24 protein-coding genes are annotated in these 24,163 nt (G+C 54.6%); 11 read left to right on the top strand and 13 right to left on the bottom strand.

The features are described 5' to 3' along the window. Together ACLW56_RS19165 and ACLW56_RS19160 are read left to right on the top strand one after the other, a co-directional pair. The coding region (locus tag ACLW56_RS19165) for a hypothetical protein (RefSeq protein ID WP_330984809.1) at positions 1-194 on the top strand (194 nt) is incomplete at its 5' end. Further along, positions 107-1,480 carry an IS4 family transposase gene (locus ACLW56_RS19160; protein WP_330982379.1) on the top strand — a complete coding sequence of 458 codons (1,374 nt, stop codon included), beginning with the start codon at positions 107-109 and terminating at the stop codon, positions 1,478-1,480. The genes ACLW56_RS19165 and ACLW56_RS19160, both read left to right, overlap by 88 nt. Before the next feature lie 48 nt (positions 1,481-1,528). Here ACLW56_RS19160 and ACLW56_RS19155 read toward each other — a convergent pair whose 3' ends face one another. Continuing rightward, on the bottom strand, positions 1,529-3,013 hold the full coding sequence (locus ACLW56_RS19155; protein WP_330985309.1) for a carboxypeptidase M32: 1,485 nt from the start codon (positions 3,011-3,013) through the stop codon (positions 1,529-1,531). 86 nt (positions 3,014-3,099) lie between these two features. Between ACLW56_RS19155 and ACLW56_RS19150 the strand changes: the two genes are divergently transcribed. After that, on the top strand, positions 3,100-3,225 hold the full coding sequence (locus ACLW56_RS19150; protein WP_330985308.1) for a KPN_01571 family protein: 126 nt from the start codon (positions 3,100-3,102) through the stop codon (positions 3,223-3,225). Between the two features lie 36 nt (positions 3,226-3,261). Here the strand turns inward: ACLW56_RS19150 and ACLW56_RS19145 are convergent, their stop codons facing one another. Further along, positions 3,262-4,512 (bottom strand): MFS transporter, encoded by a 1,251-nt coding sequence (locus tag ACLW56_RS19145; protein ID WP_330985307.1) that lies wholly within the window; start codon positions 4,510-4,512, stop codon positions 3,262-3,264. Positions 4,513-4,629: 117 nt separating this feature from the next. Here ACLW56_RS19145 and ACLW56_RS19140 point away from each other — a divergent pair, with 117 nt between their 5' ends. From ACLW56_RS19140 to bioD, 3 genes are all read left to right on the top strand, one after another. Next, a complete protein-coding gene (locus tag ACLW56_RS19140) occupies positions 4,630-5,544 on the top strand; it encodes a LysR family transcriptional regulator (protein WP_330985306.1) in 915 nt (304 codons plus the stop codon). Between the two features lie 108 nt (positions 5,545-5,652). Beyond that, positions 5,653-6,873: a sugar metabolism global transcriptional regulator Mlc gene (gene mlc / locus ACLW56_RS19135; protein WP_330985305.1), complete on the top strand. Its 1,221-nt coding sequence runs from the start codon at positions 5,653-5,655 to the stop codon at positions 6,871-6,873. Between the two features lie 127 nt (positions 6,874-7,000). After that, entirely contained in the window at positions 7,001-7,696 is a 696-nt protein-coding gene (bioD, locus tag ACLW56_RS19130) for a dethiobiotin synthase (protein ID WP_330985304.1), read from the top strand. Here the strand turns inward: bioD and clcB are convergent. From clcB to ACLW56_RS19090, 8 genes are all read right to left on the bottom strand, one after another. Then, a complete protein-coding gene (clcB, locus tag ACLW56_RS19125; protein ID WP_330985303.1) occupies positions 7,649-8,944 on the bottom strand; it encodes a voltage-gated ClC-type chloride channel ClcB in 1,296 nt (431 codons plus the stop codon). The two genes, bioD and clcB, sit on opposite strands and share 48 nt — an antisense overlap. A gap of 174 nt (positions 8,945-9,118) precedes the next feature. After that, positions 9,119-10,267 (bottom strand): osmoprotectant ABC transporter ATP-binding protein OsmV, encoded by a 1,149-nt coding sequence (osmV, locus tag ACLW56_RS19120; RefSeq protein ID WP_330985302.1) that lies wholly within the window; start codon positions 10,265-10,267, stop codon positions 9,119-9,121. Then, complete coding sequence (osmW, locus tag ACLW56_RS19115; protein ID WP_330985301.1) at positions 10,267-10,914, bottom strand: osmoprotectant ABC transporter permease OsmW; 648 nt, start codon at positions 10,912-10,914, stop codon at positions 10,267-10,269. Before osmW ends, osmV begins: the two co-directional genes overlap by 1 nt. Positions 10,915-10,923: 9 nt before the next feature. Beyond that, complete coding sequence (locus ACLW56_RS19110) at positions 10,924-11,826, bottom strand: glycine betaine ABC transporter substrate-binding protein (RefSeq protein ID WP_330985300.1); 903 nt, start codon at positions 11,824-11,826, stop codon at positions 10,924-10,926. A 19-nt stretch (positions 11,827-11,845) separates the two neighbouring features. Further along, positions 11,846-12,559, bottom strand: a complete 714-nt coding sequence (gene osmY, locus ACLW56_RS19105; RefSeq protein ID WP_330985299.1) for an osmoprotectant ABC transporter permease OsmY — start codon at positions 12,557-12,559, stop codon at positions 11,846-11,848. Positions 12,560-12,864: 305 nt separating this feature from the next. Beyond that, complete coding sequence (gene dmsD / locus ACLW56_RS19100) at positions 12,865-13,479, bottom strand: Tat proofreading chaperone DmsD (RefSeq protein WP_330985298.1); 615 nt, start codon at positions 13,477-13,479, stop codon at positions 12,865-12,867. Positions 13,480-13,564: 85 nt separating this feature from the next. Beyond that, positions 13,565-16,009, bottom strand: coding sequence for a selenate/tellurate reductase subunit YnfE (gene ynfE, locus ACLW56_RS19095; protein WP_330985297.1), 2,445 nt, complete (start codon positions 16,007-16,009; stop codon positions 13,565-13,567). 131 nt (positions 16,010-16,140) lie between these two features. Next, the gene (locus ACLW56_RS19090; protein ID WP_330985296.1) at positions 16,141-16,401 is read right to left on the bottom strand and encodes a DUF1161 domain-containing protein; all 261 of its coding nucleotides are present in this window, start codon (positions 16,399-16,401) and stop codon (positions 16,141-16,143) included. A gap of 104 nt (positions 16,402-16,505) precedes the next feature. Here ACLW56_RS19090 and ACLW56_RS19085 point away from each other — a divergent pair, with 104 nt between their 5' ends. Beyond that, on the top strand, positions 16,506-17,216 hold the full coding sequence (locus ACLW56_RS19085) for a YnfC family lipoprotein (RefSeq protein WP_330985295.1): 711 nt from the start codon (positions 16,506-16,508) through the stop codon (positions 17,214-17,216). Here the strand turns inward: ACLW56_RS19085 and speG are convergent. The 3 genes from speG to ACLW56_RS19070 all read right to left on the bottom strand — a co-directional run bounded on the left by speG (position 17,210) and on the right by ACLW56_RS19070 (position 18,541). After that, positions 17,210-17,770 (bottom strand): spermidine N1-acetyltransferase, encoded by a 561-nt coding sequence (speG, locus tag ACLW56_RS19080; RefSeq protein ID WP_330985294.1) that lies wholly within the window; start codon positions 17,768-17,770, stop codon positions 17,210-17,212. The genes ACLW56_RS19085 and speG overlap by 7 nt on opposite strands. A gap of 83 nt (positions 17,771-17,853) precedes the next feature. Further along, entirely contained in the window at positions 17,854-18,195 is a 342-nt protein-coding gene (locus ACLW56_RS19075) for a DUF1283 family protein (protein WP_330985293.1), read from the bottom strand. A gap of 130 nt (positions 18,196-18,325) precedes the next feature. Next, on the bottom strand, positions 18,326-18,541 hold the full coding sequence (locus tag ACLW56_RS19070) for a hypothetical protein (RefSeq protein ID WP_330985292.1): 216 nt from the start codon (positions 18,539-18,541) through the stop codon (positions 18,326-18,328). A gap of 339 nt (positions 18,542-18,880) precedes the next feature. Between ACLW56_RS19070 and rspA the strand changes: the two genes are divergently transcribed. The 4 genes from rspA (at position 18,881) to ACLW56_RS19050 (ending at position 24,161) form a co-directional block, all read left to right on the top strand. Beyond that, complete coding sequence (rspA, locus tag ACLW56_RS19065) at positions 18,881-20,095, top strand: starvation-sensing protein RspA (protein WP_330985291.1); 1,215 nt, start codon at positions 18,881-18,883, stop codon at positions 20,093-20,095. Positions 20,096-20,106: 11 nt separating this feature from the next. Then, positions 20,107-21,126: a Zn-dependent oxidoreductase gene (locus ACLW56_RS19060; protein WP_330985290.1), complete on the top strand. Its 1,020-nt coding sequence runs from the start codon at positions 20,107-20,109 to the stop codon at positions 21,124-21,126. A gap of 49 nt (positions 21,127-21,175) precedes the next feature. After that, the gene (locus tag ACLW56_RS19055) at positions 21,176-22,546 is read left to right on the top strand and encodes an MFS transporter (RefSeq protein WP_330985289.1); all 1,371 of its coding nucleotides are present in this window, start codon (positions 21,176-21,178) and stop codon (positions 22,544-22,546) included. Positions 22,547-22,697: 151 nt separating this feature from the next. After that, entirely contained in the window at positions 22,698-24,161 is a 1,464-nt protein-coding gene (locus ACLW56_RS19050; protein WP_330985288.1) for a mannitol dehydrogenase family protein, read from the top strand. The last annotated feature ends 2 nt before the right edge of the window (positions 24,162-24,163 follow it).

The following is a 24,163-nucleotide window of genomic DNA, read 5'->3' as shown; positions in this document are numbered from 1 at the left end:
GGGCTGTCTCTTATACACAAATCCCTGACGAATTTGTCGGGGATTTTTTTGAACTATTTTCCCGTCTGTTGATCTCTTCTGATATCTCTCTTTTCGGGTTTTTAGTATGGTGCTTTCTGATTGTTTTTCATGGGCTAAACACACTTTCGGGCTTGCGCAACTGGGTGACCCGCGGCGTACCCGCCGTCTCGTGACTGTAGCCGCCTCACTCACTCAACACCCCGGACTTTCTATCGTGAAATCATCCCTGTCTCCCGCCGAAGTTGAAGGCGCTTACCGCCTGTTGCGTAACCCCTGCGTCTTTCCTGACGCTATCGCTGAGGCAGGATTTATTGCCACGGCCAAAGCCGCCCGGGAGCATCCGCTTCTCCTCGCACTGGAAGATACAACGACCATCAACTTCAGCCATTCCAGCGCCTGCGATGAACTGGGCAACACCACCACCAGCCCGAAAACACGCGGCCTGCTTGCCCATTCGGTACTGCTCTACGCCCCGGACGGCGCCCGGATGGTGGGCCTTATCGACCAGCAACGTTGGAGCAGGGAGACCGCCACCTATGGCAAAAAACATCAACGAAAAGAGCGGCCTTATGAAGAAAAAGAGAGCTTTAAATGGCAGTTGTCATCTCAGTTGATGGCGCAGCGCCTGGGCGATATTCAGTCAAATGTTATCTCTGTGTGTGACCGTGAAGCGGACATCTGGCAGTACCTGAATTACAAAACCAGCCAGGGGCAGCGCTTCGTGGTCCGGGCCGCGCAAAACCGGCGACTGGAGGATGGCGCAGGCAAACTGTTCGACCTGCCTGAAAGGCTGACGCAGGCGGGAAGTCATACGCTGAATGTGGTTCAGAAAGGGGGGAGAGCGGCGCGCCAGGCACAGATGTTCGTCAGCTACAGCGCGGTGAATATTGCCGCACCGGACGGGTCGGGCGAACAGTTGCCGGTGACGTATATCTGCTGTCGGGAGGAAGAGGAAAGTGGGGCCTGCTGGCATCTGCTGACGTCAGAAAAAGTGGAGAGTGCGGAGCAGGCACGCATCATCATCAGCTATTACGAGCGCCGCTGGCTGATAGAGGAATACCACAAAGCATGGAAAAGCGGGGGCACCTGTGTGGAATCGCTTCGTATGCAGACACGGGATAACCTGGAGCGGATGGTGGTCATCCTCGCGTTTATCGCCGTGAGGGTACTGGCGTTGCGCCAGGGCGGGCTGAGTGAGGAAACGCTGAATGAGCCCTGCGAGCAGGTGCTGAGCCCAATAGAATGGAAGCTGCTGTGGGTAAAACAGGAAGGAAAAGCCCTGCCAAAGAAGGCGCCGAACCTGAAATGGGCGTATCTGGCACTGGCGAAAATGGGTCGATGGTATGACAGCAAACGAACAGGACGGGCGGGCTGGGTAGTGATGTGGGAAGGCTGGTTCAGGCTTCAGGATGTCGTTGAGGGGTACAAACTGGCGAAGTCTCTTGATCAGGAGATCTGATCAAGAGACAGCCCCGCGGGAGAGGGCAACAGGCCACACGGGTCTGGGTTACAAATAACGCGCAGTCAGATGTTCACGGAAATAACGGCTGTTAAGATCTTCCCCAGTGGCTTTCACTATCAATTCGGACGTGCTGTAGCGGCTGCCGTGCTGCCAGATGTTTTGCTGAAGCCAGCCGAAGAGCGGCGCGAAGTTGCCTTCGTTAAGCTGAGCATCGAGGGCAGGTAACGCTTTGCGTGCTGCCTGGAACAATTGCGCGGCGTACATTGCGCCCAATGTATAAGACGGGAAGTAACCGAACCCGCCATCCGTCCAGTGGATGTCCTGCATGCAGCCATTGCGGTAGTTGCCTTTGGTCGACAAGCCCAGATACTGCTGCATTTTTTCATCCCACAGCGCGGGAATGTCGTCCACTTCAATGTCGCCATCAATCAGCGCACGTTCAATTTCGTAGCGCAGAATAACGTGGGCCGGGTAGCTCACTTCGTCGGCATCAACGCGAATAAAGCCACGTTCTACTCGCTGGCTCCAGGCAATGAAGTTGTCGAGGGTGAAGGCAGGCTGATCGCCAAAACGCTGTTTCACGCCAGGTAATAAATGCTTGAGGAACGCAGCGCTGCGGCCCAGTTGCATCTCAAAGAACAGGCTTTGGGATTCATGCACACCCATGGAACGGGCGTGTGCTACAGGCTGCCCGGCCCATTGACGCGGCAGGTTTTGCTCGTAACGCGCATGGCCGGTTTCGTGGATCACGCCAAACAGCGCGCTGAGCAGATCGTTTTCGTCGTAACGCGTGGTGATGCGGACATCTTCCGGTACGCCGCCGCAGAACGGGTGAGTGCTGACATCCAGGCGCCCGCCGTTAAAATCAAAGCCGAGCAGGGCCATGGTTTCCAGCCCCAGCTCGCGCTGAGCTTCAACCGGGAAAGGCCCTTGCGGGTCGATGAGCTTTTGCGAGGCCTGCTTTTCCACCACATTTTGCAGCAAGTCAGGCAGCCAGCTTTTCAGATCGGCGAACAGCGTGTCAAGACGGTTGCTGGTCATCCCCGGTTCGTACAGATTGAGCATGGCGTCATAAGGCGAACTGCCCGCCGCTTCTGCACGGATTTTGGCTTCTTCACGGCTCAGACGAACCACTTCTTTCAGGTTAACCGCGAAGCCTTCCCAGTCATTATTTTTCCGCTGGGTACGCCAGGCGTGTTCACAGCGATTACCCGCCAGCGATTCGGCCTCCACCAGGCTTTCTGGCAGCAACGCTGCCTGCGAATAAGCAAGCCGCATTTCGCGCAGGTTTGCCTGTTCGTCTTCGCTCAGCGCTTCCTGTTTTGCCGCGTCCAGCCATTTCCCCACTTGCGAATCGGTAAGGATTTGGTGTCGAAGCACGCCAAGTTCGGCCAGCGCTTCACCGCGGGCGGTGCTGCCACCGGCGGGCATCATCGCGGCCATATCCCAGCCAGCGATAGCCGAGAGGTGAGAGAAGCGTGATAAACGCTGGAAAGTACGGACGAGTTGCGAGTAATTGTTCTTTTCCATGGGCTTTGATCCGAGTGAATGACGCCAGTTTGCGCGGATAGTCAAAAATACGACGAAAGTATGAGGCGAATGACGGTATTTCGACCATGCTGATCACTAACACAGGTCAGAGTGTGCAGCAAATCATGAATCCGTTCATCTGGGTGTTTATCACGTTGCTGTCGATTGGCGCAGTGCAGGATATGGGCGGCTTAGCGGCCTTATTTGGCTAGTCGAAAAGCGGCCCGCGCGAAGGCGGGCACGGTGAATTAATGCAGGCGTTTATGCAGGTAACTGCCTGTTATCAGCGCCAGGACAAGCATTGCTGCGATAAATCCTCCCACGCCGTTCCATCCCCAGTTATGCCAGAACACGCCGCCTAGCGTCCCTGCAATGCTTGACCCCAGGTAGTAGCTGAATAAATACAGTGACGAAGCCTGTCCGCGTGCGCGTTTTGCGCGAGGGCCAATCCAGCTGCTCGCAACGGAGTGAGCGGCGAAGAAGCCAGCAGAAAATAGCAGCATGCCAATGAAAATCAGCCACAGCGAAGAAAACAGGGTCATCAGCAAACCGCAGAGCATCACAGCGGTGAAGCCGACCATCACCGGGCCACGCCCGAAGCGTTGGGTCATGGCGCCTGCTTTTGGTGAGCTCCAGGTGCCCGTAAGATACGCCACGGACAGTAAACCGACGACCGCCTGACTCAGCGACCACGGCGACATCATCAGCCGATAACCAATGTAGTTAAACAGGGTGACAAACGCGCCCATCAGCAAAAATCCTTCTGCAAACAGCAGCGGCAACCCGCGGTCGCGCCAGTGAATGCGGAAGTTAATGAACAAGTATTTGGGGCGTAGGGATGATGCTCTGAAATGGCGGGACTCCGGCAGAATTCGCCAGAACATCAGCGCGGCGGCAAGGGCGAAGCAGCCAATCATGGCGATGGCTACGCGCCAGCCAAAGAAATCGGTCATCACACCGGTAAGTAAACGGCCGCTCATGCCGCCAATGGAGTTACCGCTGATGTAGAGTCCCATCGAAAACGCCACAAAGCTCGGGTGAATTTCCTCGCTGAGATAAGTCATCCCGACCGCGGCCACGCCGCTTAAGGAAAGGCCAATCAAGGCTCGCATGATAAGGATGCCGTGCCAACTGGTCATCATCGTGGAAAGCAGAGTACACACCGAGGCCAGTAAAAGCGCCGTGACCATCACTTGCTTGCGCCCAATGGCATCCGAAAGTGGCCCGGTGAACAGCAAACCTACCGCAAGCAGCGCCGTAGAAACAGAAAGCGAAATACTGGTGCTGGCGGGCGAAATGCCAAACTCATGTGACAGCACCGGTAAAATAGGCTGTACACAGTAGAGCAGGGCGAAGGTGGCAAGTCCGGCAGAGAAGAGCGCGAGGGTGACGCGAATAAACTGTGGCGTACCGCGCTGGATGAACTGGTTTGGGTCGGCAAATCGGGGTTCGCTGACGTCACTGGCCGGGGCGGTGTCAACGGTGGTCGTACGGCTCACGGGATGTCCTTGGCTGAAAACGGCTGAGTAAAGTGCAACTTAGGTCACATCTTCAGGGTAGAAAATTGTAAATATTCTGTCTAATATATTAATAATCTCAATTGATACTTAAAACATATGAATATCGAGTTAAGGCACCTGCGCTATTTCGTCGCCGTGGCAGAAGAGCTTCATTTTGGGCGTGCCGCCGCCAGGCTGAATATCTCGCAGCCACCGTTAAGCCAGCAAATTCAAATCCTTGAGCATCAAATTGAGGCCCGCTTGTTTGCCCGAACCAACCGCAGCGTCAGCCTGACGGAGGCCGGAAAGCAGTTTCTGGCAGACAGTCGGCAAATCCTGCTTCAGGTGGAGGATGCCGCTGCCCGTGCAGCCCGTTTGCATCAGGGGGAAACCGGGGAGTTGCGTATCGGGTTTACTTCTTCTGCGCCCTTTATTTCCGCTGTGTCAGACACGCTTTCCCGTTTTCGTCGTCAGTACCCTGACGTGCATATTCAGACCCGGGAAAGCAACACGCGCGAGCAAATTGCGCCGTTAAGTGAAGGCGCGCTGGATTTAGGGCTGATGCGTAAAACCCATCTTCCCGACACATTAGACCATCAGGTTATCCTCCATGAGCCGCTTCTGGCGATGGTGCCGCGCGATCATCCTCTGGCACAAAGAGAGTCGGTCACGCTGGCCGAACTGGTTCTCGAACCGCTGGTGTTTTTCGATCCGCACGTCGGGACAGGGCTATACGACGATATTCTTGGCCTGCTGCGCCGCTTTGGTTCGCCGGCGATTACTCAGGAAGTCGGCGAGGCGATGACTATTATCGGACTGGTGTCAGCCGGGCTGGGTGTTTCCATCCTTCCGGCCTCCTTTAAACGGGTGCAGCTCAACGAGATGCGTTGGTTACCTATTGCCGATCCTGAGGCCGTGTCGGAAATGTGGCTGGTGTGGGCAAAACACCGCGAGCAGAGTCAGGCGGCGTCCCGTTTTCGCCAACAGCTATTGGCGGCGGTAAACGGTCACTTTTTACCGCCAAAAGCGTGAAAAAATGTGCGGTAAATCACAAGCCTAAGTAAAAATTTGACGAGCTACGTCGAAGTGCTTCACCATAGCAGAAGTTTATTTCGAAGCGCGAAAATAAGGGAGTCTGCGGTGGTAGCAGAAAGTCAGCCAGGGCATATCGATCAGATTAAGCAGACCAACGCGGGCGCGGTTTACCGCCTGATTGATCAGCTCGGTCCTGTGTCGCGAATCGACCTTTCTCGCCTTGCGCAACTTGCTCCTGCCAGCATCACTAAAATTGTTCGCGAAATGCTTGAAGCCCATCTGGTGCAGGAAACGGAAATTCAGGAGCCGGGCAGCCGTGGCCGTCCCGCTGTGGGCCTGATGGTTGAAACCGAGGCCTGGCACTATCTGTCGCTGCGCATCAGTCGCGGTGAAATCAACCTGGCATTGCGCGATTTAAGCAGCAAACTGGTGGTGGAAGAAGAACAAACCCTGCCGCTGGTGGACGTAAAACCTTTCCTTGAACGCGTAATCGAACACATCGACGCCTTTTTTATCCGCCATCAGCAAAAGCTGGAACGCCTCACCTCCATTGCGATCACCCTGCCGGGGATCATTGATACCGAGAATGGCATCATCCATCGCATGCCGTTTTATGACGACGTGAAAGACGTTGCCCTGGGCGAAGCGCTGGAATCACGCACCGGCGTGCCGGTGTATCTGCAGCATGACATCAGTGCATGGACCATGGCGGAAGCGTTGTTCGGTGCTTCGCGCGGCGCACGTGATGTGATTCAGGTGGTGATTGACCACAACGTGGGCGCAGGCGTCATTACTGACGGACGCTTGCTGCACGCGGGCAGTAGCAGCCTGGTCGAAATCGGTCATACCCAGGTCGACCCGTACGGTAAGCGTTGCTATTGCGGCAACCATGGCTGTCTTGAAACCATCGCCAGCGTGGAGAGCGTGCTGGAACTGGCGCAGGTGCGCATGAAGCAGTCGATAAGTTCAATGCTGCATCAGCAACCGCTGACGGTGGAATGGCTGTGCCAGGCAGCCTTGCAGGGCGACTTGCTGGCCAAAGATATCATCAGCGGCGTGGGGACCCACGTCGGGCGCATTCTTGCCATTATGGTGAATTTATTTAACCCGCAAAAAATTCTTATCGGATCGCCGTTTAATCAGGCGGCCGACATTCTGTTTCCTGCCATTAGCGCCTGTATCCGCCAGCAAGCTTTACCGGCTTACAGCAAGCATATCGCTGTCGAAAGCACCCAATTCCTCAATCGTGGCACCATGACCGGTGCAGCGCTGGTCAAAGATGCGCTCTATAACGGATCGCTGCTGATCAGATTGTTACAGGGTTAACAATTATCTCACTGTTCAGCCAAAAATTGCGCTAACGCAAGCCGCCTTTTCAGGCTATCACGTACACTTCCACGGCTCTGAATTATCACCCCGATGTCCAAATTCACGACAAAGCTGTGGAGTCATCATGCTTAAGCGTTTCTTTATAACCGGTACGGATACAGCGGTAGGTAAAACCGTGGTGTCGCGCGCGCTGCTGCAGGCGCTTGCCGCCGACGGCAAAAGCGTGGCGGGCTACAAACCTGTCGCAAAAGGCAGCAAGGAAACGCCAGAAGGGCTGCGCAATAAAGATGCGCTGGTACTGCAAAGTGTTTCTACCCCTGAACTGCCTTACAGCGCTATCAACCCCATCGCCCTGAGCGAAGAGGAGAGTAGCGTCGCACACAGTTGCCAGATTAATTACACGCTGCTGTCAAAAGGTCTGGCCACGCTCAGCGACAGCGTGGATCACGTGGTCGTCGAAGGCACTGGCGGCTGGCGCAGTTTGATGAACGATTTACGTCCACTCTCTGAATGGGTCGTGCAGGAACAGCTGCCGGTGGTGATGGTGGTGGGCATTCAGGAAGGCTGCATTAACCACGCACTGCTGACAGCGCAGGCTATCGCCAACGATGGCTTGCCGTTGATTGGCTGGGTGGCGAACCGCATCAACCCAGGCCTGGCGCATTATGCTGAAATTATTGATGTGCTGAGCAAAAAAATCCCGGCACCGTTAGTGGGCGAGCTGCCTTATCTGCCGCGAGCAGAACAGCGTGAATTGGGCCAGTACGTTGATTTAGCTATGTTCGGCAACATGCTGACGGTAGATGGAGTCCTGGCGTAAGGTTCGCGACAGCACCGACGCCACCACGCTGGAAATCAGCAAACCGGGCAACAAGGCATATTGCCCGGTCATTTCACAAATCATCAGTGTCGACATAATGGGCGCATGCGTCGTGGCGGCCAGCAGGGTCGCCATGCCGGTTAACCCCAGTAAAATGGCCATTTCATTGCCGTCCGGCAGCCATAGTCCCCACATTCGGGCAAACAACATGCCGACCGCCATTCCGACGAACAGCGTTGGGGTGAACACCCCACCTGGTGCGCCAGAGCCGCTGCTTGCCAGCACGGCCAGCAATTTGCAGATAAAGACGCCGCCAATGAGGGCAAACACCGGCGGCGCGAGAAGATAGTTTTGCACCACGCTGTAGCCATTTCCCCAAACAGCGGGCGTGAGGAGTGAAAGCAGGCCGACAATCAACCCACCCAGCGCGAGCTGTAAAGGTGGCGTGAGTTTCAGGCGTAAAAAAAGTTGATGGGTGAACCCCATCAGCCAGACAAACAGAGGGCCGCAAAGCCCGGCAACCAGCCCGGTGGCTAACATTAATCCATACGTTGTTGCGCCGTGGGGAGCCGCGACGTGAACGGTATAAAGCAGCGCAGGGCCACCGCTGAGCAGGTTCGTCATCAGCAGCGCAATCACCGCAGAAACGACAACCGGGCCGAGCGAGGCCAGCATCAAGGTGCCAAAGAGAATTTCAGCGATAAACAAGCTGCCCGCCAGCGGTGCATGATATGCGCTTGCCATCCCGGCTGCGGCCCCGCAGGCAATCCACAATTTCCATTCAGCTTTTGGCGTGAAACGCTGCGCAAAGAAAGAAGCCGCGAGCGTCGCCAGTAAAATCATGGCACCTTCACGCCCAATTGCGCTGCCGCTGACGACCACTAGCAGCGAGGCCAGCGATTTGATGAGACTTGCGCCGTAATCAAACTTGCCGTCCTCGGTTTCCAGCGCTTCCATATAGTCAGTTGGCGCGTGAGGGCGCTGGCGAGTGTATCGTTGCCATCCCCATAGCAATAACCCGGCGGCTAAACCCCCTAGTGCTGGTGTCAGCAAACGCCGCCATGCAGGTAAGTTTGCTGCTGCATTCACCAGGCTACCGCTGTCATTGCTGAGCAGAACCCATTCCAGCAAATACATTGCGTGACGAAACAGCGCCACGGCGAGCGAGGCGAGGATGCCGACTAGCGTCGCAATCAGTAAACGGCGGAACATCGCCTGAATATCAGGGTAAGCGTGAAGACGGTGCATGCGTTTTACGTATTCAGAAAACAGATAGTGAATACTATACACAACCTGCTGAGGTTATTTGATTATTGTCATAGAGGGGACATTGTTGCCCGGTGGCGGCTGCGCCTGACCGGGCCTACAAGGCAGGGTGATGAATTTTGTAGGCCCGGCAAGCTTGCGCCGCCGGGCACGGCATCAATCTACAGAATAAATATTCAACGCCCGACGCGTACGGCCGGAGCTGAGATAATCCGCGATATAGTCCTGTGAAATTTCCCCGTTATAGCGCCCATCTTCATCGACAATCGGCATCCAGCTGGTGTTGCTTTCATACAGTTTGGACAAGACCACGCGCAGGTTATCTTCCGCTTTACCGGTGACACGGAACGGGTGAAGCAGGTCGGCACAGCTTCCGCTGGCATTTCGTGCTTCACGGCGCTTAACGAAGCCCAGCGGTTTACCGTCGTTATCGACAACGGTGATGGCTCGAATATCGTTGTCGTCCATGGTGGCGAAAGCTTCCGGCAGGGCGGTGTCTCGCTTCACCGTGATCGTCGGCTGTTGATCGGTGACGTCACCAGCGGAAACCAGCAGCAGGCGTTTCAGCGTTCTGTCCTGGCCGACAAAGGAACCGACAAATTCATTGGCTGGTTTGGCGAGCAGCTCATCCGGGCTGGCGCACTGCACAATTCGGCCCTGACGGAACACGGCGATACGGTCGCCCAGTTTGAGCGCTTCGTCGATATCGTGGCTGACCAGCATCACCGTTTTTTTCAGTTGACGCTGCATATCGAGAAACTGGTTCTGGATAACTTCACGGTTAATCGGGTCGACCGCACCGAAAGGTTCATCCATCAGCAGAACCGGAGGATCAGCCGCCAGCGCACGAATAACGCCGATACGCTGCTGCTGACCACCGGACATCTCTTTCGGGTAGCGATTGAGGAACTTTTTCGGGTCCATCGCGACCATATCCATCAGCTCTTCGGCGCGCGCTTTGTAGCGAGCTTTATCCCAGCCCAGCATGCGTGGCACTACGGTGATATTTTCTTCGATGGTCATGTTCGGGAACAGGCCAATCTGCTGGATGACATAACCGATGTTGCGACGCAGCGAGACGGTGTCCATCTCGCTGGTGTCCTGACCGTTAATCAGGATTTTCCCGCTGCTTGCCGGTATCAGACGGTTAATCATTTTCAGGGTTGTGGTTTTGCCACAGCCGGAAGGGCCGAGCAGAACGCACATTTCGCCTTCCGGCACGTTCAGGTTCACGTTGTCGACGGCGTTAAAACTCTGGCCGTTCTTCTGGGTAAATTGTTTGGTCAGATTTTCTAACTTTATCATTATCGAATCCCCTTTGGTGTCAGGACAATCTGCAGACGGTGCAGCAACCAGTCGAGCACAATAGCCAACAGGCAAATCATCAGCGCCCCGGCAATTAACATACGAATATCACTGCCGCCAATCCCGTTGAGCAGCAGTAAGCCAAGCCCACCGGCACCAATCACGGCGGCAATCGCCATCACGCCGATGTTCATCACCACCGCGGTACGAATACCGCCGAAAATCACCGGCAGCGCCATCGGAATTTCCACCCAGCGCAAACGCTGCCAGAAGGTCATGCCGATCCCGCGTCCTGCTTCACGCAGGCCCGGCGGCAGGTTGTCCAGCGCGGTGTGGGTGTTACGCACAATCGGCAGCAGTGAGTACAGGAATACCGCAGTGATGGCGGGCAGGGCGCCAATCCCCTGACCGATCAGCGAAAACAGTGGGATCATCAGGCCGAACAGCGCGATGGACGGCACAGTCAGCAGGATGGTGGTCAGCCCAAGGATCGGCGTTGCCAGCCATTTGTGGCGCACAATCAAAATGCCAAGTGGTACGCCAATCACAATCGCCAGCCCGACAGCCAGCAGAACCAGCCACAGATGTTGCCAGGTCAGGCTCGCCAGATAGTCCCAGTTATCAATCATGTAATGCAGGGTTTCCATGGTTTCTCCTTAGACCAGACCTTTGCTGTGCAAGAAATCATGCGCCACCTTTTGCGGTGTTTCATGGTCGATATCGACACGTTTATTCAGCTCGGTGATCACCTCGTTATTCAGCAGCCCGGAAAGCGTATTCAGCGCCTCTTCCAGCCCAGGATGAGCTTCCAGCGTGTCTTTACGCACGACAGGGGTGACGGCATAACTTGGGAAGAAACCTTTGTCGTCCTTAAGCACTTTCAGGTCGAACCCTTTTACGCGCCCGTCGGTGGTGTAAATCAGACCCGCGTCAACGAAGCCATCACGTACGGCGTTGTACACCAGACCCGGGTCCATTTGACGAATCTGCGGGCGATCAAGCTCCATGTTGTAGGCCTGCTGCAACGGCTTCATGCCATCACTACGCCCGGCGAACTCCAAATCCAGCCCAAGCAGCCAGTTGTGCTTTGGGTCTGTCTGACGAATATGCTCAATCTTCGCCACCATTTCGGACATGGTGTTAATGTTCTCTTCTTCTGCACGTTTACGCTGCATGGCGAAGGCGTAGGTGTTATTCATTTCAGCCGGTTTCAGCCACACCAGGCCATGTCTGGCCTCAAGACGTTTCACCGTGTCGTAAGACTCCTCCGGTGACATACGCTTGTTTATGTGGTTGAAGATGATGAGTGCGGTGCCGGTGTACTCCCACGTCATGTCTATCTGCTTGTTAATCATCGCATTGTGAGAAATCACCGTCGCAATGTTGGTTTGCGGCTGCACCTGAAAGCCTTTCTTGCGCAGGTACTGCACGGTCATGGCGGAAAGAATGTGCTGTTCGGTAAAACTCTTGGTCGCCAGAATCATCGGTGCCGCTTTAGCCTGAGTGGCCATCAGCGCCAATGCAGCGGCGGCGACAAACAGACGCGTCAGTCGTCTCATGGGGTGCTCCTTATTGTTGTTATTCAGCGGTGTGCGGGCTGAGTATGCGTCCAAGCCCGGCAAGCAGCGTGTCGAGGATCAGGGCAAACAGGGCCGTGGCTGCGGCGCCAAGGATAAGCGTCGGGAAATCATTGAGGTAAATCCCAGGGAAAATCAGCTCACCGTAGCTGCTGGCGCCAATCAAAAACGCGAGTGGCGCGGTCCCGACATTAATGGCGGTCGCGATACGAATCCCCGAAAGCATCACCGGCCAGGCGTTAGGCAGTTCAACCTGCCAGAGACGCTGCCATTTGGTCATGCCAATGCCGTTCGCGGCTTCAATCAGTGAACCGGGAACGGAGCACAATCCTGAATAGGTATTTCGCACGATGGGTAAAAGCGAGGCGAGGAACAGCGCCACGATAGCCGGTTTGTCACCAATCCCGACCACCACCATCGCCAGAGCCAGCACCGCCAGCGGCGGCAAGGTATTGCCGATGTTGAAGATTTGCATCACGTATTCCGCCACACCGCGAGCGGCAGGGCGACTGAGTAAAATCCCACTTGGGATCCCGACCAGTAAGGCAAAAAACATGGATGAGAACACCAGAATCAGGTGCTGTTGGCCGAGATAGAGTAAATCGACCTGGCGGGCTTTAAGGGTCTCAAGGCCAATACCCCACGTGAGCAGTGCGAGGACAGCGACAATCGCTACCACGAACAGCAGCGCGCGCGTCAGTAAAGTGTTGTGCATTGCAGTGTGTCTCCCTGTTTGCATGCGTTATCGCAACCACCTGAAGGCGTTGCTTGTTGTTATGCCATGTTCCGGCAGGGTCACTGAGCTATAGCAAGCGGTTGGGAAGGATTCCAGAAAAGGGCGGAATGAAAGCGCGGTGTCATGAAATGTAAACAAGGTGTTACGCCTTATGACGTAACGGCTTAGCCCGCAAAAGCGGGAATAGTCCTAAAAGGCAAATGTAAAAGTGACATTGTCACAAGATGGAGTTTTGCAGATTATTGAAACTTAAGTTAAGACACCTGCCTTTCGGCAGGTGAGGCTTAGCGGTAGAGTTTCTTTTCGGCAACCGGAATCAGCAACCCGGCCTGCCAGAAGGCCAGCGTTTGTTGGGCTAACTGGCCCAGCGCACGGTAGAAAGGATGGTCGGCGTTATCGATAAACGTTTGCAGGAAACGGCCAGACCACGGCAGCAGATGCCACGCCAGCAGCTGTTGCCATGCTTCTTCACGGCCATTTTCTTTCAGCCAGGCGCTGAGCATCAACAGCGTGCCAAAGTTGTCTTCCGGTTCATTTTGCTGAGCGTCGAAAGCGATGTTGTTTTCGCGCATCCACTGACGCAGGGCAAGCGTAGAGTCGCCAAACAGGACGCTTTCTTTATCGAGCCACACGGAACCCCATGGCGGCGCTGGCAAAGCATAGGGGCCAACAAACAGACGCTGCCAGGCCTCTGCAAGAGGTTCGTCAGTCTTGCCCTTAAAATCCTCAATCAGTTCTGCGTTGAACGAGACAGATTCCGGCCATTGCTGCGCCCAACTGCCGTCGCGGAAAGCATTAACCAACGGAGCCGCCTGTTCGCTTTGCGGATCGAAATAAAACAGGGCACCGAGCACGCGGCCGCTCATGGCGATGGCTTCAACGAAACGGGGTTGATTCATAACTCTTTTCCTTGCTGCGGCGCGGGAGAGCCCGCGCCGATGTTGTTCACTTCATTAACGATATACGACGATTGAACAAGCGGCGTTACACCTTCTCAATTTCAACCAGATTAGTATGTTGCGGATTGCCTTTTGCCAGCGGCGACGGGCGATGAGTTGTCAGCGTATTGATACAGGAGCCGTGATCAATGCGGTCACCGTTCATGTTGGCATCATGCCATGCGCCCTGGCCCATGGCGCTAACACCGGGCATGATGCGCGGCGTCACTTTCGCCGCAATGCGCAGTTCGCCGCGTCCGTTGAACACGCGAACCATATCGCCGTTGCTGATACCACGTTTTGCTGCATCAAGTGGATTCAGCCACACCTCCTGACGGCAGGCAGCTTGCAGCACATCGACATTACCGTAGCTGGAGTGGGTACGCGCTTTGTAGTGGAACCCGAACATTTGCAACGGGAACTGGCTGCGCTGCGGAGCGTCCCAGCCATCGAATGTTGAAGCGTATACCGGGAGCGGGCTTATCGTGTCGTCTTTTTCAAGCTGCCAGCTGGCGGCAATTTTCGCGAGCTGCGCCGAATAAATTTCAATCTTGCCGGACGGCGTTTTCAGCGGGTTCGCTTCAGGATCGTTACGGAAAGCCTTGTACGCGACGAAATGCCCGTTTGGATCTTTACGCTTGTAAATGCCCATCGCTTTCAGTGCTTCATAAGAAGGAAGCTGGGCGTCTTTCGCCTGCATTTTCGCGTACAGATATTGCAGCCATTCGGCTTGCGTACGCCCTTCGGTAAACTGCTGGTGCACGTCATCGCCAAGGCGTTTTGCCACTTCGCTCAAAATCCAATAAATAGGTTTGCGCTCGAACTTTGGTGCCGTGGCGGGCTGGCTGAAAATGAGATAGCCCATGTTGCCAGCGTAATCGTTCGGGATGATATCTTCCTGCTCAACGGTCATCAGATCCGGCAGCAGAAGGTCGGCATATTTTGCCGAGCTGGTCATGAAGTTTTCGATGACCACAATCATTTCGCACTTCGATTCATCCTGCAGAATGTCGTGAGTGCGGTTGATGTCCGAATGCTGGTTGATGATGGTGTTGCCTGCGTAGTTCCAGATGAACTTAACCGGCACATCCAGCTTATCTTTACCGCGCACGCCGTCGCGGGTGGCTGTCATTTCAGCGCCACGCTCGATGGCGTCTGTCCAGGTGAAACAAGAAATGGCTGTTTTGACCGGGTTTTCCAGAATCGGCATGCGCTCGATGGTCATGGTGTAAGTCGATTCACGAGCGCCGCTGTTGCCGCCATGAATGCCGACGTTGCCCGTTAAAATAGGCAGCATCGCGATGGCGCGGGAAGTCAGCTCACCGTTGGCCTGACGCTGCGGTCCCCAGCCCTGGCAAATATAAGCCGGTTTCGCGGTACCGATTTCACGCGCCAGCTTGATGATTTTTTCAGCTGGAATGCCGGTAATACGTGATGCCCATTCCGGAGTTTTTGCCGTGGCATCGTCACCCTGGCCCAGAATATAGGCTTTATAGTGACCATTGGCTGGCGCGCCTTCCGGCAGCGTTTTCTCGTCGTAGCCTACGCAGTATTTGTCGAGGAAGGGCTGATCGACCAGGTTTTCGTTGATCAGCACCCAGGCAATACCCGCCACCAGCGCAGCATCTGTGCCCGGGCGAATCGGTACCCATTCATCTTCACGGCCAGCAGCGGTATCGGTGTACCTCGGGTCAATCACAATCATGCGGGCATTAGAACGTTCGCGCGCCTGCTCAAGATAATAGGTGATTCCGCCGCCGCTCATGCGAGTTTCCGCCGGGTTGTTGCCGAACATCACCACCAGCTTGCTGTTTTCAATATCGGAGGTGCTGTTACCGTCGTTCGAGCCGTAGGTGTACGGCATGGCGCAGGCGATTTGTGCGGTACTGTAGGTGCCGTACTGCTGGAGGGAGCCTCCGTAGCAGTTCATCAGACGGGCGACCAAAGAGGCATAAGGAGAAGAGCGGGTAATATTGCCGCCGACAATCCCTGAGGTGTAATGGATATAAACCGCTTCGTTACCGTATTCACTGACCACTTTTTTCAGACTGGCGCTCAGAATGTCCAGCGCTTCAGGCCAACTGATGCGTTCGAATTTCCCTTCGCCGCGTTTACCGACACGTTTCATCGGGTAGTTCAGACGCTCAGGATGATTGATACGGCGGCGAATAGAGCGGCCACGTAAACAGGCGCGGACCTGGTGGTTGCCATAAATATCGTCGCCCGTGTTATCGGTTTCAACCCAATACACTTCTTCATCACGGACATGTAAACGCAGGGCACAACGGCTACCACAGTTGACCGAACAGGCACCCCAGACAACTTTATCGTCTGGTTGAGTCGCCTGCTGCACGGCGGCGGCAGCGCTTTTCAGGGTAAAAGGTAAAGAAAGACTGCTGGCGGCAACAGCTAAGGAACCGATAGCAGAAGATTTAATCAGGGTACGGCGGCTGATCCCGCCGGGGTGTTCATGCTGCTGACGCTCAGACATTGTTCACTCCATCGTGTTGTAATTATCGGCCAGAAACATCAGCCTGAATGATGATGGGTGAATGTTACTTACTTGGGGGTAGGAAGATATTATCCCTGGTCAAGCCAGAGATAATATCTTTCATTCGCAGGTTATTCGGCGGGTGCGTCGTTGCCGTTGCGGGTGTAGAGGATCTTAAACGTGTCGTTGGCGCAGTGGCCCACAACCTGAGCATCAGGTTTATCAGCCTGATCGTTTGGCACGATATCCAGCGTGAACCCGGATTCCGGCACGCCGTTATTCACAATTTTCTGCTGTATGTCGTCTTTCACGCGCTCGCAGGACTCCGGCGCGGCAAGGGCAGGCATCGCACTTGCAAACAAAAGAGCAACCAGCCAGTGAGTCTTTTTCATCTGCATCTCCTTATCGCTGTCGTGAGATAAAAGCATAGCACTCGTAGTGTAAATCGCTGTATTTGCTAATATGATTGAGAAAATTCTCCCTTCAAGGAATCGGTGTGAAGAAACTGCTGTTCGTGATGCCGCTGCTCAGCGTGCTTACAGCCTGCGATAACGCGTCAGTGCCGGTGGCATTTACCCCGGAAATGGCCAGCTTTTCGAATGAGTTCGATTTCGATCCGCTGCGCGGCCCGGTGAAAGATTTCAGCCAGACGTTGATGAACGAAAAAGGCGAAGTGACCAAACGCGTGAGCGCGAAGCTCTCTACGGAAGGGTGTTTTGATCTCATCGAACTGCACGACCTGGAGAACAACTCCGGGGCGACGCTGGTGCTGGATGCCAACTATTATCTGGATGGCATGACTCAGGAAAAACGCATTTTGCTGCAAGGCAAATGCCAGCTGGCAGGCATGCCCGCGGCGGGGTTGACCTGGGACACGGATGATAACGGGTTTGTGGTAGCGGCTCATGGCAAAGCGCTAACGGTAGATTATCACTACGACAAAGACGGGTATCCGCTGGGCAAAACGTCGAAGGGCGATAATGAAACGCTGAAAATCATCTCGACCCCCTCAAAGGATGAACGTAAAAAGCTCGATTACACCGCGATAAGTACGCTGAATGACAAAACCATCGGCAACGTGGCGCAAACCTGTGACTACGACAGGCATGACAATCCGGTGAGTTGCAGTCTGGAGATTGTCGATGACAGTGCAACGCCGCCGGTGAAGCAGCATTACACCATCAAAAATACGATTGAGTATTACTGAGCCGTCGGCTTCAGCAGGTTCTGCGCGCCTGCTTTATGTTTGGGCAGATATTGATGCTGGAACAGGCACATGCGAATGGTGTTGCGGTATTCACCATTAATGAAAAACTCATGGATGAGTTCCCCTTCGACCTGAAAACCGAGCTTACGATAAATATGAATCGCTTTCTCGTTTTCCTTATCGACAATCAGATACAGCTTGTACAGGTTCAGCACCGTAAAGCCGTAATCCATCGCCAGCAGCGCGGCTCTTGAGGCCAGACCTTTACCCTGATATTCCGGGGAAATAATTATCTGAAATTCTGCGCGACGATGAACATGGTTAATTTCAACCAGTTCGACCAGACCTGCTTTTTCACCATCGCATTCAATCACAAAGCGGCGTTCGCTCTGGTCGTGGATGTGTTTGTCGTAAAGGTCAGACAGCTCAACAAACGCTTCATACGGCTCTTCGAACCAGTAGCGCATGACGCTGGCGTTATTGTCGAGTTGGTGAACAAAGCGCAGATCCTCGCGTTCGAGCGGGCGCAGCTTAATGGCATAAGCATCGGCCATGTGATTTCCTTTTGTGAGCTTCAGTGCTGAATAGTGCTGATTAGTGCAGAAAAGAAAGGCGCCAGAGAGGGCGCCGTTCAGCATTACGGGGCAATAGGTCGACCGGTGTTGCGATCGAGACAGCGCAGGGTGTTGGGTTCCCAGTACGCATTCAGATTGGCGCTTTGCTCGCACTTGTCGCGCGTATCAAAAGCGACGTCTGTTTTGTCCCATTCTTTCTCTGCACGGGTATTCACTTTCTGGCGCAAGGAACGGGTATCGTTCCACTGTTCCTTGTCCATCGCAGCATTCTGTTTGCTCTGTGCGCTGTCACCAGACTCAATAACCAGTTTGCTGGTCTCGGCAGTTGCCGTGGCGGTGTACACGATGGCACTCAACGCCAGCATCGCCGTCAGACACAGGCGTTTGCTTAAAGTCACTTTCATGGCTGTTTCCTTACGGGATAAAAACGGTAAACCCACAGGGGAAGTTTACTACAACTCCTGTACAGGGAATACCCACGCAGCGACGTAAAAACTTAACCAGAAAACAACCAGAAGTAAAAAGGAAGGGCGTTTAGCAGGCGTCGCTGAGCGAAGATTTGTACAACCGAACTGCCTCGTTAACATCTTTGGTTTTCACGAAGGTAATTTTCGCCCCGTTGCTATAGATGTCGTAGCCGTCCTGATTAAAACGGAACACGAGGGTATTGCCGCGAAAGCGAATCACCTTATCTTTCACGCCGATCCCCTGGCGGCGCAACACAACCGTTGCCATTCTGTCGATACCCATAATCCTGCACCTCAATGGCCGTGAGTCTGTGAGAGAAAGCGATTCTCCCTTTATTCAGATTAATTTATCCTTAAGGACTTTGCAGACACTCACCCGAAAAAAACGTTCATGGTAATCGTCCGGGGTTATCGAGTGTGCCTCAGCGCTGCGGCTGCTTCTTCATCGTGAAAGATCGCATCAACTAATATCTTCCTCGACTTTCCTCTCCCTGCCGGTTTTTGCCGCCAGGGCCACACACTTATTTTTGTGATCCACTGTGACTTTTTTGATCAATATACTTGTATGGTAGTTGCCACTTTGCGTATATATCGCCATCAACACAGAGAGCAGGGAAAGAAAATGAAGATTGTTGCAGCAGAAGTGTTTGTCACCTGTCCGGGGCGTAACTTTGTCACCCTGAAAATTACGACCGACGACGGGATTGTCGGGCTTGGCGATGCCACCCTGAATGGACGCGAGCTTTCGGTTGCGTCCTATTTGAAAGATCACCTGTGCCCACAGCTGATTGGCCGTGACGCCCATCGAATCGAAGATATCTGGCAGTTTTTCTACAAAGGCGCGTACTGGCGTCGCGGGCCGGTGACGATGTCTGCCATTTCGGCTGTCGATATGGCGTTATGGGATATCAAAGCGAAAGCCGCCGGAATGCCGCTTTATCAACTGCTGGGCGGCGCTTCCCGTGAGGGCGTGATGGTGTATTGTCACACCACCGGCCATTCCATTGATGAAGTGCTCGACGATTACGCGCGCCACAAAGAGATGGGTTTTAAAGCGATTCGCGTGCAGTGCGGCGTGCCGGGCATGAAAACCACTTATGGCATGGCGAAAGGCAAAGGCCAGGCGTATGAACCCGCGACCAAAGGCCAGTGGCCGGAAGAACAGTTTTGGTCCACGGAAAAATACCTCGATTTTACGCCGAAGCTGTTCGACGCGGTGCGCAAGAAATTTGGTTTTAACGAACATCTGCTGCACGACATGCATCACCGCCTGACGCCGATTGAAGCCGCGCGGTTTGGCAAAAGCATTGAGCAATACCGCATGTTCTGGATGGAAGACCCGACGCCTGCGGAAAATCAGGCATGTTTCCGCCTGATTCGCCAGCACACCGTCACGCCAATTGCGGTAGGTGAAGTCTTCAACAGTATCTGGGACTGCAAGCAGCTTATCGAAGAGCAGCTTATCGACTATATCCGCACCACCATCACGCACGCAGGCGGCATCACCGGCATGCGGCGTATCGCCGATTTTGCGTCACTTTATCAGGTTCGTACGGGCTCTCATGGGCCGTCTGACTTGTCACCTATTTGTCACGCCGCTGCGCTGCACTTTGATCTGTGGGTGCCGAACTTTGGCGTGCAGGAATACATGGGTTACTCCGAACAAATGCTCGAAGTCTTCCCACACAGCTGGACGTTCGACAACGGCTACATGCATCCGGGTGATAAACCGGGGCTGGGCATCGAGTTTGACGAAAAACTGGCGGCGAAATATCCCTACGACCCGGCCTACCTCCCGGTCGCTCGCCTCGAAGACGGCACACTGTGGAACTGGTAAGGAGCGTTGAGATGAAAAGTATCGTTATTCGTCAACCGAACGAATTAGTGATTGAAGAACGCGATGTGCCCAATCCCGCAGCCGGCGAGGTGAGAGTCAAAGTGAAGCTGGCGGGGATCTGCGGTTCCGATAGCCACATTTATCGCGGTCATAATCCCTTTGCGAAATACCCGCGTGTGATTGGGCACGAATTTTTCGGCCTGATTGACGCCGTGGGCGAGGGCGTCAGCGCAGAGCGGATCGGCCAGCGTGTCAGCGTGGACCCGGTAATCAGCTGCGGGCATTGCTATCCGTGTTCCATTGGCAAGCCGAACGTTTGTACTTCACTGGTGGTGCTGGGCGTGCATCGTGATGGCGGCTTCAGTGAATACGCCGTTGTGCCTGAACGCAATGCGTGGGCTATCCCGGACAACATCCAGGATAAACATGCGGTGATGATCGAACCCTTCACGATCGCGGCGAATGTCACCGGCCAGGTGAATCCAACAGAACAAGATGTGGCGCTGGTGTATGGCGCAGGCCCGATGGGGCTCGTCACCGTTCAGGCCCTGAAAGGGGTTTATAAAGTGAAGCAGGTCATCGTGGTGGATCGTATTCCAGAGCGCCTGATGATGGCTGAGCGCAGCGGTGCAGACTGGACAATCAACAACAGCGACCTCTCGCTGCCAGATGTGCTGGCGGAAAAGGGCAGTAAACCCACGCTCATCGTCGATGCCGCTTGTCACCCCAGCATTTTGCAGGAAGCCATCACCCTGGCTTCACCTGCTGCACGAATCGTTTTGATGGGGTTCTCCAGCGATGCCTCTTCAATCGTTCAGCAGGGCATTACCGGCAAGGAACTGAGTATTTTCTCTTCACGACTAAATGCCCACAAGTTCCCGGTGGTGATCGACTGGCTCAAAAACGGGCTTATCAATCCGGAAAAACTGGTCACGCACGAGTTTGATTATCGGGACGTGACCGATGCCATAACGCTTTTTGAGAAAGATCAGAAGCGCTGCTGCAAGGTTCTGCTGACCTTTGCAAAATAATAAAACAGACGCGAGTTGAGTTGTCCGCACTTTATTCAGAGACAAGATTATGACACAACATCAACCTGTACGAAGCACTAAAGACCTGGTTCGGGCAGCGGTATCAGGCTGGCTGGGCACCGCGCTGGAATTTATGGATTTCCAGCTTTATTCCCTCGGCGCGGCGCTGGTTTTCCATGAAATTTTCTTCCCGGAACAGTCTGCGGCGATGGCGCTGATCCTGGCGATGGGCACTTACGGCGCAGGGTACATCGCGCGAATTATCGGTGCGTTTATCTTTGGCAAGATGGGCGACCGCATCGGGCGTAAACGGGTGCTGTTTATCACCATCACCATGATGGGCATTTGCACGACGCTGATTGGGGTGCTTCCGACCTATGCGCAAATCGGGATTTTCGCACCGGTATTACTGGTCACGCTGCGAATCATTCAAGGGTTAGGCGCGGGAGCGGAAATATCCGGTGCAGGCACCATGCTCGCGGAGTATGCCCCAAAAGGAAAGCGCGGAATTATCTCTTCGCTGGTGGCGATGGGCACCAACTGTGGGACGCTCAGCGCCACCGCTATCTGGGCCTTTATGTTCTTCGCCCTTGATCGCGAAGAGCTGATTGCCTGGGGCTGGCGTGTGCCGTTCCTCGCCAGTGTCGTGGTGATGATCTTTGCTATCTGGCTACGTCTGAACCTGAAAGAAAGCCCGGTGTTCGAAAAGGTCAGCGATGGTGAAGGGGTTGTCCAGGCCTCACAAGAGGCTTCACTTGGCGCGATGTTCAGCAGCAAATCGTTCTGGCTGGCAACCGGGCTGCGTTTTGGTCAGGCGGGTAACTCCGGCTTAATCCAGACTTTCCTCGCAGGCTATCTGGTACAGACATTGCTGTTCGACAAAGCCATTCCGACGGATGCGCTGATGATAAGCTCGATAATCGGTTTTGCAACCATCCCGCTTTTGGGCTGGCTGTCAGATAAAGTAGGGCGTCGTCTGCCGTACATTATCCTGAATATTTCCGCCATCATTCTGGCTTATCCGATGCTGGCCTTGATCGTCGATAAGAGTTACAGCGCCAGCACGATTATGCTGTGCCTGATTGTTATCCATAATGTGGCGGTACTGGGATTGTTTGCACTGGAGAACATCACCATGGCGGAGATGTTCGGCTCACGAAATCGCTTTACCCGAATGGCGATTGCCAAAGAAGCGGGTGGCCTGGTGGCGGTAGGATTTGGGCCGCTGCTGGCGGGGATCTTCTGCAACATGACCGGCAGCTGGTGGCCGATGGCGGTGATGATGATTTGTTACTCGCTGATTGGTCTGCTCGCTGCAGTGCTGATGCCGGAAGTGTGTGACCGCGACCTGAGTCTGGCACAGGATGCGGCGGAACCTGCACCGGTAAAAGCCGGGGCAAGAGTAGGGCAATACAGCTAATTATCCCTCTGTCAGGCGACACAGTTCACGCTTTGTCGCCTGATAGCCTCTTCTTGTATGGTAGTTGACGGAAATCAAAGATGTCATACCAATTGCGTGAGATGGTCTACATCCTTCGATTCGACAACCTCACACGACAATGAGCAACCTCATGAACAAAACCTTGTTGAATGCCAAAGCGTCCCTTCCGGCCTACGATCGTCACAAGCTGGTACCACGCATCGTCCATCTTGGGTTTGGTGCTTTCCATCGCGCGCACCAGGCTGTGTACACCGATATTCTGGCTCAGGAGCACAACAGCGACTGGGGCTACACCGAAGTGAACCTGATTGGCGGCGAGCAGCAAATTGCCGACCTGAAACAACAGGATAATCTCTACACCGTGGCGGAAATGTCTGCCAACGCGTGGACAGCACGAGTGGTCGGCGTGGTGAAAGAAGCGCTGCACGCCCAGGTGGACGGGCTCGAAACTGTGCTGGCGAAGATGTGTGAACCGCAGGTGGCGATTGTCTCGCTCACCATCACTGAAAAAGGCTACTGCCATTCACCGGCGACCGGTGAACTGAATGTCGATCACCCGATGATCGTCGCCGATCTGCAAAATCCACATCAGCCAACTTCAGCCATTGGTGTGGTGGTGGAAGCGCTAGCGCGTCGCAAAGCGGCTGGCCTGGTACCGTTCAGCGTGATGTCCTGCGATAACATGCCAGAAAACGGCCATGTCTTAGGTAAAGTGGTCCGTGCCTATGCACGTGCGCTGAACAGCGAACTGGCGGCGTGGATTGAGCAAAACGTGACGTTCCCGTCCACCATGGTCGACCGCATAGTGCCGGCGGTTACCGCAGAGACGCTGGACAAAATCGAAGCCATTACCGGCGTACGTGACCCGGCAGGCGTTGCGTGTGAGCCGTTCCGCCAGTGGGTTATCGAAGATAAATTTGTGGCGGGTCGTCCTGAGTGGGAAAAAGCTGGCGCTGAACTGGTGTCCGACGTGATCCCGTTTGAAGAAATGAAGCTGCGCATGCTGAACGGCAGCCACTCATTCCTTGCCTATCTGGGGTATCTGGCCGGTTACCAGCACATTAACGACTGCATGGAAGACGCTAACTACCGCAAAGCCGCTCACGCTTTGATGCTGAAAGAGCAAGCGCCAACGCTGAAAGTGAAAGGCGTGGATCTGGCCCGTTACGCCGACCTGCTGATTGATCGCTACAGCAACCCGGCGCTGCGCCACCGCACCTGGCAAATCGCCATGGACGGCAGCCAGAAATTGCCACAGCGCATGCTGGATTCCGTACGTTGGCACCTCGCTCACAAAAGCGATTTCTCGCTGCTGGCGCTGGGCGTGGCAGGCTGGATGCGCTATGTCGATGGCAAGGACGAGCAGGGCAATGAGATTGAAGTCTGCGATCCGCTGCTGAGCACCCTTCAAAGCGTGGTAAAGAACAGCGAACAAGGGGAAGCCCGTGTGAAAACACTGTTCGGCATTGAAGCCATCTTCGGTAAAGAACTGCCGCTGGAAGGGAAATTTGTAGAACAGGTAACGCAAGCTTATCTGTCGCTGCTGGCGAAAGGCGCGAAAGCGACCGTTGCAGACTTTGCCGCGAAACTGTAATG

It is taken from the genome of Pantoea sp. sgz302252, from assembly GCF_047713085.1.
GTDB lineage: Bacteria > Pseudomonadota > Gammaproteobacteria > Enterobacterales > Enterobacteriaceae > Scandinavium.
This window is presented reverse-complemented; position numbering and strand designations above follow the sequence as displayed.

Coding starts and splice junctions, on each gene's coding strand:
- ynfE (WP_330985297.1), bottom strand. CDS start 16,009: ATGTCTGAGCGTCAGCAGCATGAACACCCCGGCGGGATCAGCCGCCGT.
- osmY (WP_330985299.1), bottom strand. CDS start 12,559: ATGCACAACACTTTACTGACGCGCGCGCTGCTGTTCGTGGTAGCGATT.
- dmsD (WP_330985298.1), bottom strand. CDS start 13,479: ATGAATCAACCCCGTTTCGTTGAAGCCATCGCCATGAGCGGCCGCGTG.
- ACLW56_RS19090 (WP_330985296.1), bottom strand. CDS start 16,401: ATGAAAAAGACTCACTGGCTGGTTGCTCTTTTGTTTGCAAGTGCGATG.
- ACLW56_RS19060 (WP_330985290.1), top strand. CDS start 20,107: ATGAAAAGTATCGTTATTCGTCAACCGAACGAATTAGTGATTGAAGAA.
- ACLW56_RS19160 (WP_330982379.1), top strand. CDS start 107: ATGGTGCTTTCTGATTGTTTTTCATGGGCTAAACACACTTTCGGGCTT.
- ACLW56_RS19055 (WP_330985289.1), top strand. CDS start 21,176: ATGACACAACATCAACCTGTACGAAGCACTAAAGACCTGGTTCGGGCA.
- ACLW56_RS19075 (WP_330985293.1), bottom strand. CDS start 18,195: ATGAAAGTGACTTTAAGCAAACGCCTGTGTCTGACGGCGATGCTGGCG.
- rspA (WP_330985291.1), top strand. CDS start 18,881: ATGAAGATTGTTGCAGCAGAAGTGTTTGTCACCTGTCCGGGGCGTAAC.
- ACLW56_RS19110 (WP_330985300.1), bottom strand. CDS start 11,826: ATGAGACGACTGACGCGTCTGTTTGTCGCCGCCGCTGCATTGGCGCTG.
- ACLW56_RS19155 (WP_330985309.1), bottom strand. CDS start 3,013: ATGGAAAAGAACAATTACTCGCAACTCGTCCGTACTTTCCAGCGTTTA.
- clcB (WP_330985303.1), bottom strand. CDS start 8,944: ATGCACCGTCTTCACGCTTACCCTGATATTCAGGCGATGTTCCGCCGT.
- ACLW56_RS19050 (WP_330985288.1), top strand. CDS start 22,698: ATGAACAAAACCTTGTTGAATGCCAAAGCGTCCCTTCCGGCCTACGAT.
- bioD (WP_330985304.1), top strand. CDS start 7,001: ATGCTTAAGCGTTTCTTTATAACCGGTACGGATACAGCGGTAGGTAAA.
- osmW (WP_330985301.1), bottom strand. CDS start 10,914: ATGGAAACCCTGCATTACATGATTGATAACTGGGACTATCTGGCGAGC.
- ACLW56_RS19070 (WP_330985292.1), bottom strand. CDS start 18,541: ATGGGTATCGACAGAATGGCAACGGTTGTGTTGCGCCGCCAGGGGATC.
- ACLW56_RS19150 (WP_330985308.1), top strand. CDS start 3,100: ATGCTGATCACTAACACAGGTCAGAGTGTGCAGCAAATCATGAATCCG.
- ACLW56_RS19140 (WP_330985306.1), top strand. CDS start 4,630: ATGAATATCGAGTTAAGGCACCTGCGCTATTTCGTCGCCGTGGCAGAA.
- speG (WP_330985294.1), bottom strand. CDS start 17,770: ATGGCCGATGCTTATGCCATTAAGCTGCGCCCGCTCGAACGCGAGGAT.
- osmV (WP_330985302.1), bottom strand. CDS start 10,267: ATGATAAAGTTAGAAAATCTGACCAAACAATTTACCCAGAAGAACGGC.